This window comes from Ectopseudomonas alcaliphila (assembly GCF_900101755.1).
In the GTDB taxonomy this organism is placed as follows: Bacteria; Pseudomonadota; Gammaproteobacteria; order Pseudomonadales; family Pseudomonadaceae; genus Aquipseudomonas; species Aquipseudomonas alcaliphila.
Genome location: NZ_FNAE01000004.1, coordinates 371,790 through 385,230 on the forward strand (window position 1 = coordinate 371,790; position 13,441 = coordinate 385,230).

The 13,441-nt window shown below is 60.6% G+C and carries 13 protein-coding genes; 9 read left to right on the forward strand and 4 right to left on the reverse strand.

The features are described 5' to 3' along the window. Nucleotides 1-10: 10 nt before the first annotated feature. Together BLR77_RS16165 and BLR77_RS16170 are read right to left on the reverse strand one after the other, a co-directional pair. Nucleotides 11-355 (reverse strand): pentapeptide repeat-containing protein, encoded by a 345-nt coding sequence (locus tag BLR77_RS16165; RefSeq protein WP_017675297.1) that lies wholly within the window; start codon nt 353-355, stop codon nt 11-13. Between the two features lie 87 nt (nt 356-442). Then, the gene (locus BLR77_RS16170) at nt 443-2,005 is read right to left on the reverse strand and encodes a bifunctional aminoglycoside phosphotransferase/ATP-binding protein (RefSeq protein ID WP_074679533.1); all 1,563 of its coding nucleotides are present in this window, start codon (nt 2,003-2,005) and stop codon (nt 443-445) included. Nucleotides 2,006-2,119: 114 nt separating this feature from the next. Here BLR77_RS16170 and mrcB point away from each other — a divergent pair, with 114 nt between their 5' ends. From mrcB to BLR77_RS16185, 3 genes are all read left to right on the forward strand, one after another. Continuing rightward, nucleotides 2,120-4,438: a penicillin-binding protein 1B gene (gene mrcB / locus BLR77_RS16175; protein WP_139203003.1), complete on the forward strand. Its 2,319-nt coding sequence runs from the start codon at nt 2,120-2,122 to the stop codon at nt 4,436-4,438. Between the two features lie 66 nt (nt 4,439-4,504). After that, the gene (locus tag BLR77_RS16180; protein ID WP_074679537.1) at nt 4,505-5,185 is read left to right on the forward strand and encodes a tetratricopeptide repeat protein; all 681 of its coding nucleotides are present in this window, start codon (nt 4,505-4,507) and stop codon (nt 5,183-5,185) included. Then, complete coding sequence (locus tag BLR77_RS16185; protein ID WP_074679539.1) at nt 5,185-5,514, forward strand: YqcC family protein; 330 nt, start codon at nt 5,185-5,187, stop codon at nt 5,512-5,514. Before BLR77_RS16180 ends, BLR77_RS16185 begins: the two co-directional genes overlap by 1 nt. 18 nt (nt 5,515-5,532) lie before the next feature. Here BLR77_RS16185 and BLR77_RS16190 read toward each other — a convergent pair whose 3' ends face one another. Next, the gene (locus tag BLR77_RS16190; protein WP_074679541.1) at nt 5,533-5,967 is read right to left on the reverse strand and encodes a DUF4124 domain-containing protein; all 435 of its coding nucleotides are present in this window, start codon (nt 5,965-5,967) and stop codon (nt 5,533-5,535) included. Between the two features lie 401 nt (nt 5,968-6,368). On the opposite strand from BLR77_RS16190, the gene BLR77_RS16195 reads away from it, so the two are divergent. After that, the gene (locus BLR77_RS16195; RefSeq protein WP_074679563.1) at nt 6,369-8,093 is read left to right on the forward strand and encodes an acetolactate synthase 3 large subunit; all 1,725 of its coding nucleotides are present in this window, start codon (nt 6,369-6,371) and stop codon (nt 8,091-8,093) included. A gap of 1 nt (nt 8,094) precedes the next feature. Next, on the forward strand, nt 8,095-8,586 hold the full coding sequence (gene ilvN, locus BLR77_RS16200) for an acetolactate synthase small subunit (protein WP_003462832.1): 492 nt from the start codon (nt 8,095-8,097) through the stop codon (nt 8,584-8,586). Nucleotides 8,587-8,639: 53 nt separating this feature from the next. On the opposite strand, the gene ilvY is transcribed toward ilvN, so the two are convergent. Next, a complete protein-coding gene (gene ilvY, locus BLR77_RS16205; RefSeq protein WP_074679543.1) occupies nt 8,640-9,521 on the reverse strand; it encodes an HTH-type transcriptional activator IlvY in 882 nt (293 codons plus the stop codon). Nucleotides 9,522-9,647: 126 nt separating this feature from the next. Between ilvY and ilvC the strand changes: the two genes are divergently transcribed. From ilvC to msrQ, 4 genes are all read left to right on the forward strand, one after another. After that, entirely contained in the window at nt 9,648-10,664 is a 1,017-nt protein-coding gene (ilvC, locus tag BLR77_RS16210; RefSeq protein WP_037001483.1) for a ketol-acid reductoisomerase, read from the forward strand. Between the two features lie 147 nt (nt 10,665-10,811). Beyond that, the gene (gene pssA / locus BLR77_RS16215) at nt 10,812-11,627 is read left to right on the forward strand and encodes a CDP-diacylglycerol--serine O-phosphatidyltransferase (RefSeq protein WP_074679565.1); all 816 of its coding nucleotides are present in this window, start codon (nt 10,812-10,814) and stop codon (nt 11,625-11,627) included. A gap of 66 nt (nt 11,628-11,693) precedes the next feature. After that, nucleotides 11,694-12,704: a protein-methionine-sulfoxide reductase catalytic subunit MsrP gene (msrP, locus tag BLR77_RS16220; RefSeq protein ID WP_074679545.1), complete on the forward strand. Its 1,011-nt coding sequence runs from the start codon at nt 11,694-11,696 to the stop codon at nt 12,702-12,704. Then, nucleotides 12,704-13,330: a protein-methionine-sulfoxide reductase heme-binding subunit MsrQ gene (msrQ, locus tag BLR77_RS16225; RefSeq protein WP_074679547.1), complete on the forward strand. Its 627-nt coding sequence runs from the start codon at nt 12,704-12,706 to the stop codon at nt 13,328-13,330. The genes msrP and msrQ overlap by 1 nt, the downstream gene beginning before the upstream one ends. The last annotated feature ends 111 nt before the right edge of the window (nt 13,331-13,441 follow it).

Consider the following 13,441-nt stretch of genomic DNA (forward strand, 5'->3'; position numbering starts at 1 on the left):
TCGTAGTGCTCTACTTGGTGCGATAGCGCAGGCGGGTGCCGAAATTGACCGACATGAGAATCTCGTCGGCGGTCAGTTCGGCAGGAAAGTAGGCGCCAGAAATCTGCGCGTGGGCCAGGCTGGCCCCTTCGATCTGGGCATTGCGAAAGTCCAGGCCGCGCAGGTCTGCTCCGCGAAAGTACGCGTCGTTGAAATTGACGGCGTCGGTGTCCATGTTGCGCAGGTCGAGCCCGCGAAAGTCGCCACCGGACAGATCCACCTCCACGCCCTTTGGCTTCTGCGCATTGAAGCCTTTCACATCGTCGTTGTGCAGGAGGTGGTAGAGCGGATGATCAAGCTGGCGTGGCTGGCTCATGGCAGGTACCGGTGGTGGCTACACCGGCAGTATAGAAGTCCTGCCAGGGTTTGCCTGGCAGGAAGCACCAACTGCTTGGCGCGACGCTCAGATCCCTGGCAGGCGCTGGCGAATACGTTCGACCAGGCTGTCCAGGCTTGCGCTGTCATGCGTATCGACGCGCTTGCTGTGGCTCTGCTCCTCATCATCGAGCGGCTCGCGGCTGGTTTGTTGGGCGTGGATCACTTCCAGCGTCGCATCGGACGGGTCTTCGCCTTCGTTCCGGCGCTGCTCCAGCCAACTGGCGATCACGGCTTCCGGCGCATGGCAGTCGAGAATCAGGAAGGGTACCCCGGTCTCTTCGGCGACTTCGCTGGCGGCCTGGCGTTGCGCTGCCTTGAGATAAGTTGCGTCGATCACCACGGGAAAGCCTGCCAGTAGTGTCTGGCGCGCCAGTTGATGCAGGCGCTGGTAGGTCGCCTGGCTGGCGTCGGTGCTGTAGATACCGGCGGCCAGCTGATCCTTGGCTTCGGCGCTCTGCTCGCCGAACAGGCGCTTGCGCTCGATGTCGGAGCGCAGGCGGATGGTGCCCAGCGCTTCCACCAGGCGCATGGCGACGTGGCTCTTGCCGACTGCCGAGACACCATGGGTGATGGCCAGGAAGGGCGATGGAATGGCGCTGTAGCTCTCCGCCAGTGCGGCATAGCCGCGATACTGGCGCAGGATCACGGCACGCTGCACCGAGTCCTGTTCCTGGCCCAGGCGGAACAGCGCGACTTTGCCGCGAACCATGGCGCGGTAGGCCTTGTAGAAGTTCAGCAGTTGCAGGGCTGCATAATCGCCGGTGCGCTCCAGCCAGCCGCTGATAAAACGTCGAGCCAGGCATTTGAGGCCGCGATCTTCGAGGTCCATGGCCAGGAAGGCGATATCCGCAGTAACGTCGGTAAAGCGGAAGGGTTCGTTGAACTCGATGCAGTCGAACAGCACCACCCGCCCGTCGATCTGAGCGGCGTTGCCCAGATGAATGTCGCCGTGGCATTCGCGAATGAAGCCTTGCGCCTTGCGTTCGCTCAGCAGTGGCTGCAGGCGTTCGTAGCTGGACTGAGCCCAGGCTTCGAGGGCGTCGAGTTGCTGCAAGTCCGCCTGCTCGCTGAGCATGGGACGGATCTGCTCGAAATTCTGCTGCACCGGAACCATGACCGCTTCTGCGCTGCCCAGCGGATGTTCCAGCGGCACCTTCGGTGCGTTGAGGTGGAAGGTGGCGATCTGTTCGGCCAGGGCGTCGATATGGGCGTCGTTCAGCTCGCCACGTGTCTGAATGGCGCTGAGCAGCTGTTCCTGGGGAAACTGGCGCATTTTCAGTGCGTATTCGATGGCGGGTGTGCTGCCTGCGAGGTCGGGAGCATCTTCACTGCTGCCGATCGGCAACACGTCCAGATACAAATCCTGGGTCAGGCGCTGGTTGAGGCGCAGCTCTTCTTCGCAGAAATGACGACGTGCCTCAAGGTCGGTGAAGTCGAGAAAACCGAAATTGACCGGTTTTTTGATCTTGTAGGCGTAGGGGCCAGTGAGCAAAACCCAGGAAATGTGGGTCTCAATGACCTGAAACCCTTCCACAGGATGCGGATACAGGGCCGGGTTCTGCAATGCGGCAATCAGGGCTTGGCTCACGTTCGATCCTTGTTCTAGACGCTGTTCGAGCTGGGCATTATGGCCGCTGTGAGCTGCTCTGCAAACCATTCGGGCGGCCTGCTGGCGCCTATGTAAAGTGCGTATAATCCCGCCATGACTCGAAAACGCTCCCCCCGCTCAAACAAAAAATCCCGCTCGTCCGGTATGCGTCCCTGGTTTGCCTGGGGCCTCAAGCTCGGTCTGGTTGGCCTGGTGATCCTGGCCGGCTTTGCCGTGTATCTCGATGCCGTGGTGCAGGAAAAATTCTCCGGCAAGCGCTGGACTGTGCCCGCGAAGGTCTATGCCAGGCCGCTCGAGCTCTTCGTCGGGCAGAAGCTGGCCAAGGACGATTTCCTGCGTGAACTCGACGCGCTGGGCTACCGCCGCGAGAGCGCAGTCAATGGGCCGGGCGCAGTGTCGGTGGCCGGTAACAACATCGAACTGCACAGTCGCGGCTTTCAGTTCTATGAAGGTGCCGAACCGTCACAGAAGGTGCGCGTGCGCTTCTCTGGCGATTACGTCGCCGGTCTGACCCAGGCCAACGGTGGCAACCTGGCGGTGGCACGACTCGAGCCGCTGCTTATCGGCGGGCTTTACCCGGCGCATCAGGAAGATCGCATCCTGATCAAGCTGGATCAGGTGCCGGCCTATCTGATCGATGCGCTGGTGGCGGTCGAGGATCGCGACTATTTCGATCACTTCGGCGTGTCACCCAAGGGCATCGCCCGTGCGATGTGGATCAACGCCACGTCCGGGCGCCTGGTGCAGGGCGGCAGTACCCTGACTCAGCAGTTGGTGAAGAACTTCTACCTGACCAACGAGCGCACCCTGGTGCGTAAAGCCACCGAAGCGATGATGGCGGTGCTGCTCGAGCTGCACTACGACAAGCGTGAGATTCTCGAAGCCTACATGAACGAGGTGTTCCTCGGTCAGGACGGTCAGCGTGCGGTGCATGGCTTCGGTCTGGCCAGCCAGTACTTCTTCAGCCAGCCGATTTCCGAGCTGAAGCTGGAGCAGGTCGCGCTGCTGGTGGGCATGGTCAAAGGACCCACCTACTTCAACCCGCGGCGTAACCCAGAGCGTGCGCTGGCCCGTCGTAATCTGGTGATCGACCTGCTGGCCGAACAAGGTTCGATCACCGCCGAGGAAGCCGCAGCGGCTAAGCAGAAACCGCTCGGCGTGAGCTCGCGCGGCAGCATGGCAGACAGTTCGTTTCCGGCATTCCTCGATCTGGTCAAGCGTCAGCTGCGTGAAGACTATCGTGAGCAGGATCTGACCGAAGAAGGCCTGCGCATCTTCACCAGTTTCGATCCGATTCTGCAGCTCAAGGCCGAAGAGGCGCTCGCCGAGACATTGAAGCGCCTGGCCGGGCGCAAGGGCGTGGACGAAGTGCAGGCCGGCATGGTGGTGACCAACCCCGAGACCGGGGAAGTTCAGGCATTGATCGGCAGCCGTCAGCCGCGTTTTGCCGGCTTCAATCGTGCGCTGGATGCCGTGCGGCCGATTGGCTCGCTGATCAAGCCGGCGATCTACCTGTCGGCGCTGGAGCGTCCAAGTCAGTACACCCTGACCAGCTGGCTGGAGGACGAGGTGTTCTCCATCAAGGGCCAGGATGGCCAGGTCTGGACGCCGCAGAATTACGACCGCAAGGCTCACGGCACCATCTACCTGTATCAGGGGCTGGCGCAGTCCTACAACCTGTCCACGGCCAAGCTCGGCCTGGAGATCGGCGTGCCCAACGTGCTCAAGACTCTCGAGCGGCTGGGCGTCGAGCGCAAGTGGCCGGCCTATCCGTCGATGCTGCTCGGTGCGGGGGCTCTGACGCCGATGGAAGTGGCAGGCATGTACCAGACCCTGGCCAACGGTGGCTTCAATACGCCGTTGCGCGGCATTCGCAGCGTGCTGACCGCTGACGGCGAGCCGCTCGGACGCTACCCGTTCCAGATTCAGCAGCGCTTCGATCCGGGCGCCATCTACCTGGTGCAGAACGCCATGCAGCGCACCATGCGTGAGGGCACTGGACGTTCGGTATACAGCCAACTGCCTAGCTCGTTGAATCTGGCTGGCAAGACCGGTACCAGTAACGACTCGCGCGACAGCTGGTTCGCGGGTTTCAGTCAGGACCTGCTGTCAGTGGTGTGGTTGGGGCGCGATGACAATGGTCCGACTCCTCTGACTGGCGCAAGTGGTGCACTGCAGGTCTGGACAGGTTTCATGCGCAAGGCAGACCCGCTACCGCTGGACATGCCGCTGCCTGACAACGTCACCCAGGCCTGGGTGGACCGTCAGACTGGTCTGGGCTCGGCTTCGGGCTGCCCGAATGCGGTACAGATGCCTTATATTCGCGGCAGTGAACCTGCCGCCGGTTCCGCGTGCGGTATCCAGGCGCCGGTCGAGTCGGTGATGGACTGGGTGCGGGGCTGGTTGGAATAACGGCCGGGTCGAGTGATTCGGTGTTACCTAAGAGGATTGGATGTGAACAAGAAGTGGCTTGCCACTATGCTGGCAACGGCGGTTCTGAGTGGTTGCAGCACGGTACCCCAGGGTTCGATTCCGGTGATCGATGCCGGCTCTCCGCTGTCGTCGGGCGGATCTGGTCCAGCGACTGGCCCGGGCCCCGCAGCTGCGCCGCAGCGCATCGAGGAGGATTCCGGCGTAGTTGTGATGGTGCCGCAGGGGGCTGTCTCGACGCCGTTGCAGACCGACTCGCAGCCGATCACCTCCAGTGGCGGCCTGACCTTCGACCCGCCCGTGAGCAGCCAGCCGTCTGCACCGAGTCAAGGCAGCTTCGGCTCCTCGGCACCGAGTATGCCCAGTGGCATTCCCAGCGGTGGCGGCCTGGCTGCGGACGAGCAGCTGGATGGTCCGGTTCTCGCGCTGCTGACGACCGCTCAACAGCAGCAGGGCGGTGGCGATCTGAATGGCGCAGCCTCCAGCCTGGAACGTGCCCAGCGCATCGCACCGCGTGAGCCTCAGGTGCTTTACCGCCTTGCCGAGGTTCGCCTGGCTCAGGGTGATGCTGCCCAGGCCGAGCAGTTCGCCCGTCGTGGCCTGACTTACGCCAGCGGTCGTCCGGCGTTGCAGGCCAGTCTGTGGGATCTGATCGCCCAGGCTCGCGAGCGTCAGGGTGATCCTGCTGGTGCTGCCCAGGCCCGTGAACGCGCTCGAGTCAATCTCTGATGGATGCTCGCGCAAGCGCACTGGCCGAACACTTGCTGCTGATCGAGCGTGAGTTGCGTGTGCTGGGTTGGTGGCAGGAGGAGGCGCCGAGCGTCGAGGCCTTGGCCAGCCCGGAGCCGTTCTGTGTCGATACGCTGACGTTCGAGCAATGGCTGCAGTGGATTTTTCTGCCGCGTATGAAAGTTCTGTTGGAAACCGGCGCCGCGTTGCCCTCGGTATCAGGCATTCAGGCCATGGCCGAGATGGTCTATCAGCAGCAGCCGGGCATTGCGCGTCGGTTGCTTGAGCTGCTCGGCGAGTTCGATCGTCTGCTCACGCGCACGCCTTGAGGGCGTGCGCGTAGCTCATTATTTGCAGCTTTCTGTGATGGATTTCTTCAGTTCCGCGATGCGTTCCTGACGTTCATCCTCGCCGATGCGGCGCAGCTCGCCACCGTCTTCAATCCTCACGCGTGGGTTGTTTTCCAGCTGAGCAAGGTTGGTGCGTGCTGTCTCGCAGTATTGCTTGCGCTCGGTTTCCTGCTTCGCCACATCTTCCTTGACCTTCTTGTCGATGGCCGCCTGCTCGGGGTCGAGTTGCTCATCGAAACTGGGCGCCGGCTCACTTGGCGCAGGTCGGGGAGGTGGGGTTGCGGTATTGATGGTCGTGGCTTCTTGGCCCTGCGGAGGTTGCGCGCCGAAGTGGGTCACGCCTTTGTCATCTACCCACTTGTAAACCTGGCTGGCCATGGCAGAGGTGCTCAAAGCGAGCATCAAGGTGCCAGTAAGAATCATGTGGCGCATGCTGTTTCCTTTATCGAGAGCGGCGGTGCTGATGGTTACTATAACCAAAACCCGGCAATCTTCATCCTGCGCTGCGTCACAGCAGCAGGTTGAATAATAGGTTCGCCATCGCTTGACTTGCCCTCGCCGAACCCGAACAATCCAGCCTTCCCCGCAGTGGAGTCCGCCGCAAGCGTCCTCCAGCTCCGGGAAAAGAGGCGCTACCCGCGCCGAACCGTGACACCCGCAACGCGTTACCTCGCGCTGGGAGGGCCAGCCCCGCAAGACCATGGGCTGCTCCGTTACTCGTCAAGCTGATGTTCCGAATCCACGATCACCGTCGTGCGTGTCCGCTGACAGTAAGAACCTACTTAGGGCTACCCGTTTGTGGGTGGCACACTGGCGTTCAAGAGGTGAACAACGTGGAGCTTTTATCCGGCGCTGAAATGGTCGTCCGCTTCCTGCGTGACGAAGGCGTTAAGCATATCTATGGGTACCCTGGCGGTGCTCTCCTGCATATTTACGATGCTCTGTTCAAAGAACCGGAAGTGACCCACATCCTGGTTCGTCACGAACAGGCAGCGACCCATATGGCTGACGGCTATGCCCGCGCCACCGGCAAGGCCGGTGTGGTGCTGGTGACCTCTGGCCCCGGCGCGACCAATGCCATCACCGGCATCGCCACCGCCTACATGGATTCCATTCCGATGGTGGTGATCTCCGGCCAGGTGCCGAGCGCCATGGTCGGTACCGATGCCTTCCAGGAAACCGACATGGTCGGTATTTCCCGACCGATCGTGAAGCACAGCTTCATCATCAAGCACCCCTCGGAAATCCCCGAAGTGCTGAAGAAGGCCTTCTACCTCGCCGAGTCCGGCCGTCCCGGTCCGGTCGTGGTCGACATTCCGAAGGACATGGGCGATCCGACGCAGAAGTTCGAGTACGTCTATCCGAAGAAGGTCAAGCTGCGTTCCTACAGCCCGGCGGTACGTGGCCACTCCGGCCAGATCCGCAAGGCTGCCGAGATGCTGCTGGCCGCCAAGCGTCCGGTCATGTACTCCGGCGGCGGCGTGATCATGGGCGGTGCTTCCGCGCCGCTGACCGAGTTGGCGCAGATGCTCAATCTGCCTGTGACCAACACCCTGATGGGGCTCGGTGGCTACCCGGGTACTGACCGCCAGTTCATCGGCATGCTCGGCATGCACGGCAGCTACACCGCCAACCTGGCCATGCACCATGCCGACGTGATCCTCGCGGTCGGTGCGCGCTTCGATGACCGCGTGATCAACGGCGCGGCCAAGTTCTGCCCGAACGCCAAGATCATCCATATCGACATCGACCCGGCTTCGATCTCCAAGACCATCAAGGCCGACATCCCGATCGTCGGCCCGGTGGATAGCGTGCTGACCGAGATGGTCGCCATCCTCAAGGAAATCGGCGAAACCCCGAACAAGGACACCGTTGCCAGCTGGTGGAAGCAGATCGAAGAGTGGCGTGGTAGCGGCCGTCTGTTCCCGTACAACGAGGGCGACGGTTCGATCATCAAGCCGCAGACCGTGATCGAAACCCTGTGTGACGTAACCAGGGGCGATGCCTTCATCACCTCCGATGTGGGTCAGCACCAGATGTTCGCGGCGCAGTACTACCGGTTCAACAAACCCAACCGCTGGATCAACTCCGGCGGCCTGGGCACCATGGGCTTCGGTTTCCCCGCTGCGATGGGCATCAAGCTGAACTTCCCGGAAGCCGATGTGGCGTGCGTCACCGGTGAGGGCAGCATCCAGATGAACATCCAGGAGCTGTCGACCTGCCTGCAGTACGACCTGCCGGTGAAGATCGTCAACCTGAACAACGGCACCCTCGGCATGGTCCGCCAATGGCAGGACATGCAGTACAACAGCCGTTATTCGCACTCCTACATGGAGTCGCTGCCGGACTTCGTCAAACTGGCCGAGGCCTATGGCCATGTCGGCATGCGCATCACCTCGCTGAAGGACCTCAAGCCCAAGCTGGAGGAAGCCTTCGCCCTGAAGAATCGCCTGGTGTTCCTCGACATCGCGGTGGATTCCAGCGAGCACGTCTATCCGATGCAGATCAGAGACGGTGCGATGCGTGACATGTGGCTGAGCAAGACGGAGCGGACCTAAGATGCGACACATCATTTCCCTGCTGCTGGAAAACGAGCCGGGCGCCCTGTCGCGCGTGGTTGGTCTGTTCTCCCAGCGTAACTACAACATCGAAAGCCTCACCGTTGCGCCAACCGAGGATCCGACGCTGTCGCGTCTGACCCTCACCACCGTTGGTCAGGATGAGGTGATCGAGCAGATCACCAAGAACCTCAACAAGTTGGTCGAGGTGGTCAAGCTGGTCAATCTGTCGGAAAGCGCCCACATCGAGCGCGAGCTGATGCTGGTGAAGATCAAGGCCACTGGCGCTCAGCGCGCCGAGGTCAAACGCACCACCGACATCTTCCGCGGCCAGATCGTGGATGTGACCAGCAGCGTCTACACCGTGCAGCTGACCGGCACCAGCGACAAGTTGGACAGCTTCATTCAGGCCGTCGGCACTGCGTCGATCCTGGAAACTGTACGCAGTGGTGTCACGGGTATCGCTCGCGGCGACAAGGTACTGAGTATCTGATCGCTGTGGTGAACAAGGCCCCGCCTGGTGCGGGGCTTTTTATTGCCCGAAATTCAGCGTTGGCGGTTCCAGAAAGCGGCGATCAACGGATCCTTGAGACGCCTTTCCAGCGCGAACAGGCCAATGTCGTAAGCGGTGAGCGGTGGTTGGATGTCGTAGATACGGATGCGAGCGGTCAGTGGGCTGTTGTCCAGCACGATCTGCGGCACCACGCCGATACCGAAGCCCAGGCTGACCATGCTGACGATTGCCTCGTTGCCGCTCACCTGCGCATAGATGCGCGGCTTGATGTTGTGGTTTTTCAGCCAGCGATCAGTGCGTGTCCGGGCCAGGCCTTCCTCGGAGAGAATCATCGGCACGTCCTTCCAGTTCTCGGCCGTTGGGTTTCGCAGCTGTTCTTCGTTCAGTAGCTGGGGGGCCTGGGGGCCGATAAAACGCAACTCCGAGCGCGTGATCGACTGAAATTCCACACCGCCCGGCAGGCTGTCGGGGAGAGCGCCGATGGCCAGGTCCTCCAGGCCTTGCTGCACGCGTTCGACGGCCTTGGCCGGATCACCGGTGTGCAGTTTCATTTCAATGCGTGGGTAGTCCTGACGAAAACTGCTGAGGATGTCATAGAGGAAGCTGTAGCTCGCGGTGACCGAGCAGTAGAGGGACAGCTCGCCATGCAGATTCAACTGGTCCTGCATGAAGGTCTGGCGAATGGCCTGCCAACCATTCATGACCTCACTCGCGTACTCGCGAAACTGTTGGCCCTCGCGAGTCAGGCGAACCGAACGGTTGTCGCGAACGAACAGTGCGGCGCCGAGTTCGTCCTCGAGCTGCTTGATGCTGCGGCTGAGCGCGGAAGGGCTGACGTGCTGCTCGCGGCTGGTTCGACCGAAGTGCAGGTTGTCCGCCAGGGAAAGAAAAAGCCTGAGGGAATGGCTGTCCATTTATGTTTCACATTTCGGCATGTTGTGTTGCAAATATATCATTTTACGCAATGGTATGGATCACTTAAGGTGTCTGCGTCGCGGTGCTTCGCACCCCATCCCTTTCGATTCAAAAGAGCCCAGAACATGAAAGTTTATTACGACAAAGATTGCGACCTCTCCATCATTCAGGGCAAGAAAGTCGCCATCATCGGCTACGGCTCCCAGGGCCACGCCCAGGCCTGCAACCTGAAAGACTCCGGCGTCGATGTCACCGTTGGTCTGCGTAAAGGCTCTGCCACCGTTGCCAAGGCTGAAGCTCACGGTCTGAAAGTTGCCGACGTGGCTTCTGCCGTCGCCGCTGCTGACCTGGTCATGATCCTGACCCCGGACGAATTCCAGGGCCAGCTGTACAAGAACGAGATCGAGCCGAACATCAAGAAGGGCGCCACTCTGGCCTTCTCCCACGGCTTCGCCATTCACTACAACCAGGTCGTGCCGCGTGCCGACCTCGACGTGATCATGATCGCGCCGAAGGCTCCGGGCCACACCGTACGTACCGAGTTCGTCAAAGGCGGCGGCATTCCTGACCTGATCGCGGTTTACCAGGACGCCTCCGGCAATGCCAAGAACGTCGCCCTGTCCTACGCCTCGGGCGTTGGCGGTGGTCGTACCGGTATCATCGAAACCACCTTCAAGGACGAGACCGAAACCGACCTGTTCGGTGAGCAGGCCGTTCTCTGTGGCGGTACCGTCGAGCTGGTCAAGGCCGGTTTCGAAACCCTGGTCGAAGCTGGCTACGCGCCGGAAATGGCCTACTTCGAGTGCCTGCACGAACTGAAACTGATCGTTGACCTCATGTACGAAGGCGGCATCGCCAACATGAACTACTCGATCTCCAACAACGCCGAGTACGGCGAGTACGTGACCGGTCCGGAAGTGATCAACGCCGAATCCCGTCAGGCCATGCGCAACGCTCTCAAGCGCATCCAGGACGGCGAGTACGCCAAGATGTTCATCAGCGAAGGCGCCACTGGCTACCCGTCGATGACCGCCAAGCGTCGTAACAACGCCGCTCATGGTATCGAAGTCATCGGCGAGCAGCTGCGCTCGATGATGCCGTGGATCGCTGCCAACAAGATCGTCGACAAGGCCAAGAACTAAGGTCTGCGATGTGCGAAAGAACGCGGCTTTATGCCGCGTTTTTTCATTCTGTGGCGAGGCTTCTGGTATAAAGCCAGCTCACCGGAAGACGAACTGAGTTCAGTCGTCCCGGTCGAAATTCGTCAAACCCGTTGCAAGGTGCTGTTCATGAGTGAAGGTCCCGAGGATCAAAAGCCGGCTGGCGACAATCTGGAAAGCCTGCTGCCGATCGACGAGCACATAGAGGAAGGGCAGGACGCGGAAGGGCGCAAGGTGCGCCATCGTGGCATCTACCTGCTGCCCAATCTGTTCACCACGGCAAACCTGTTCGCCGGTTTCTACTCCATCATCAACGCGATGAACGGCAATTTCTACGTGGCTGCCGCCGCGGTGTTCGTTGCCATGGTGCTCGATGGTCTGGACGGTCGCGTGGCGCGCCTGACCAATACGCAAAGTGCATTCGGCGCTGAGTACGATTCGCTCTCGGATATGGTGGCCTTCGGCGTTGCGCCGGCTCTGCTCGCATTCGAGTGGGCGCTGGGTAGCATGGGCAAGGTGGGCTGGATGGTCGCCTTCATCTATGTCGCTGGCGCGGCATTGCGTCTGGCGCGCTTCAATACGCAGATCGGCAGCGTCGACAAACGCTATTTCATCGGCCTGGCCAGTCCGGCTGCGGCAGGCGTGGTTGCCGGTACAGTGTGGGCATTCAGCGATTTCGGCATCAAGGGCTCGAACATGTCCTTCGCCGTGGCGCTGCTCGTTGCCGCCGCTGGCTGCCTGATGGTCAGCAACATCAAGTACTACAGCTTCAAGGATCTAGATCTGAAGGGGCGCGTACCCTTCGTTGCCATTCTGGCCGTGGTCCTGGTCTTCGCAGTGGTGTTCAGTGATCCGCCGCGTATCCTGCTGCTGATCTTCCTGGCTTATGCGGTTTCCGGCCCGATTCAGTACCTGCTGCAATTGCGTCGTCGTAAATCTGCCTGACGCTGTAATTTCTCCCGCACTCCGTGGTCTACAGTTCGTTTCCCGAACTGTAGTCGCGGAGTCACCATGCTCATCCGAGTTCCTCCTCCCTCTCGGGCCCTCGAGTCCGAAGTCACCCCTGAATCCGTTTATCTCTCTCGTCGCAAGCTGATGCAGGGCTCGCTGGCATTGGCGGCCATGGCTACGATGCCTGGTTGGGCCAGAGCCGAAGCTCAAGGCTTGTACTCCAATGTCGAGCCGGCGAAGGCTCCGGGCTGGTTCGAAGAGAAGTTGGCGGGCGCGCGTTGGCAAGCGATAACCGCTGAGGGTGAAAGCATCACGCCCTTCAAGGACGCCACGCACTACAACAACTTCTATGAGTTCGGTACCGGGAAGGGTGATCCGGCAGCCAATGCCGGCAAACTGCAGGTCGAGCCCTGGACGGTGATGGTCGATGGTGAGGTGAGCAAGCCGGGACGCTATTCCATCGAGGATCTGGTCAAGCCACATGCATTCGAAGAGCGCATCTACAGGCTGCGCTGTGTCGAGGCCTGGTCCATGGTCATACCCTGGCTGGGGTTTCCGCTGGCTGATCTGCTCAAACAGGTGGAACCAACCTCGGCGGCGCGCTATGTGCGCTTCGAGACACTGGTCGATCGCGAGCGCATGCCGGGGCAGCGCTCCGGGTTCTCCCTGATCGACTGGCCCTATGTGGAGGGGCTGCGTCTGGATGAGGCCATGCATCCGTTGGCCTTTATGGCCGTCGGTATGTACGGCCGAGTGCTGCCGAACCAGAACGGCGCTCCCTTGCGCCTGGTGGTGCCCTGGAAATATGGCTTCAAGAGCATCAAGTCCATCGTGCGTATCAGTCTGGTGGATGAGGCACCCAAGACTACCTGGGAGCGCATTGCGCCGAACGAGTATGGCTTCTATGCCAACGTCAATCCGCAGGTGGACCACCCGCGCTGGTCGCAGGCGACCGAACGGCGTCTACCCAGCGGTCTGTTCAGTCCGAATGTGATCGATACTCGGATGTTCAATGGTTATGAAGAGGTCGCTGACCTCTATACCGGCATGGATCTGGCGAGGTACTACTGATGCGCTACAAGCTCTGGCGCGTCAGCGTATTCCTGGCTGCATCCGTGCCACCGCTTTATTGGCTGTATTGCGCTGTCTTCGGTCTTCTGGGCCCCGACCCAGGCAAGGTGTTGGTGGACAACCTGGGGCTAGGCGCCCTGATCCTTCTGCTGATCACCCTGGCAATGACGCCTATGCAGCAGTTGACTCGCTGGGGAGGGTGGATTGCCGTGCGGCGACAGCTAGGACTCTGGTGCTTTGCCTACGTCGTTCTACATCTATCCGGCTATGTCCTGTTTATCGCCGGGTTGCGATTGGAGCTGGTACTGCGCGATCTTTCCGAACGCCCGTACATCATTGTGGGCGCATTGGCTTTTGTTGGCTTGCTGGCTCTGGCCGTTACCTCCAACCGTTTCAGCATCAGAAAACTGGGTCGTAAGTGGAAGACGCTGCATCGCCTGGTTTACGCCATCCTGCTGCTGGCCTTGCTGCATATGCTCTGGGTGGTGCGTGCTGATCTGGGGGAATGGCTCGCTTATGCGCTGATCGGTGCCGCGCTGCTGCTGATGCGTCTCTCCGCTGTTGCGGGTGTATTGCAGCGAGCGGGCGCCTTTTTTCGAGAGAATCCAAAGAAAATTGAAATATAAGCTTGACGCGCATTCTGCTGGCGGTAGAATGCGCGCCACTTCAGCGATGAAGCGCTTCAAAAACTGCTTGTTAATCAATAAGTTAAGTTGAATGAAGGGTTTGCAAAGCTG

Bases quoted from the DNA above. Each gene is read 5' to 3' on its own strand.
- BLR77_RS16165 (WP_017675297.1), bottom strand. From the start codon at position 355: ATGAGCCAGCCACGCCAGCTTGATCATCCGCTCTACCACCTCCTGCAC.
- mrcB (WP_139203003.1), top strand. From the start codon at position 2,120: ATGACTCGAAAACGCTCCCCCCGCTCAAACAAAAAATCCCGCTCGTCC.
- BLR77_RS16180 (WP_074679537.1), top strand. From the start codon at position 4,505: ATGCTGGCAACGGCGGTTCTGAGTGGTTGCAGCACGGTACCCCAGGGT.
- BLR77_RS16185 (WP_074679539.1), top strand. From the start codon at position 5,185: ATGGATGCTCGCGCAAGCGCACTGGCCGAACACTTGCTGCTGATCGAG.
- BLR77_RS16190 (WP_074679541.1), bottom strand. From the start codon at position 5,967: ATGCGCCACATGATTCTTACTGGCACCTTGATGCTCGCTTTGAGCACC.
- ilvN (WP_003462832.1), top strand. From the start codon at position 8,095: ATGCGACACATCATTTCCCTGCTGCTGGAAAACGAGCCGGGCGCCCTG.
- ilvY (WP_074679543.1), bottom strand. From the start codon at position 9,521: ATGGACAGCCATTCCCTCAGGCTTTTTCTTTCCCTGGCGGACAACCTG.
- ilvC (WP_037001483.1), top strand. From the start codon at position 9,648: ATGAAAGTTTATTACGACAAAGATTGCGACCTCTCCATCATTCAGGGC.
- pssA (WP_074679565.1), top strand. From the start codon at position 10,812: ATGAGTGAAGGTCCCGAGGATCAAAAGCCGGCTGGCGACAATCTGGAA.
- msrP (WP_074679545.1), top strand. From the start codon at position 11,694: ATGCTCATCCGAGTTCCTCCTCCCTCTCGGGCCCTCGAGTCCGAAGTC.
- msrQ (WP_074679547.1), top strand. From the start codon at position 12,704: ATGCGCTACAAGCTCTGGCGCGTCAGCGTATTCCTGGCTGCATCCGTG.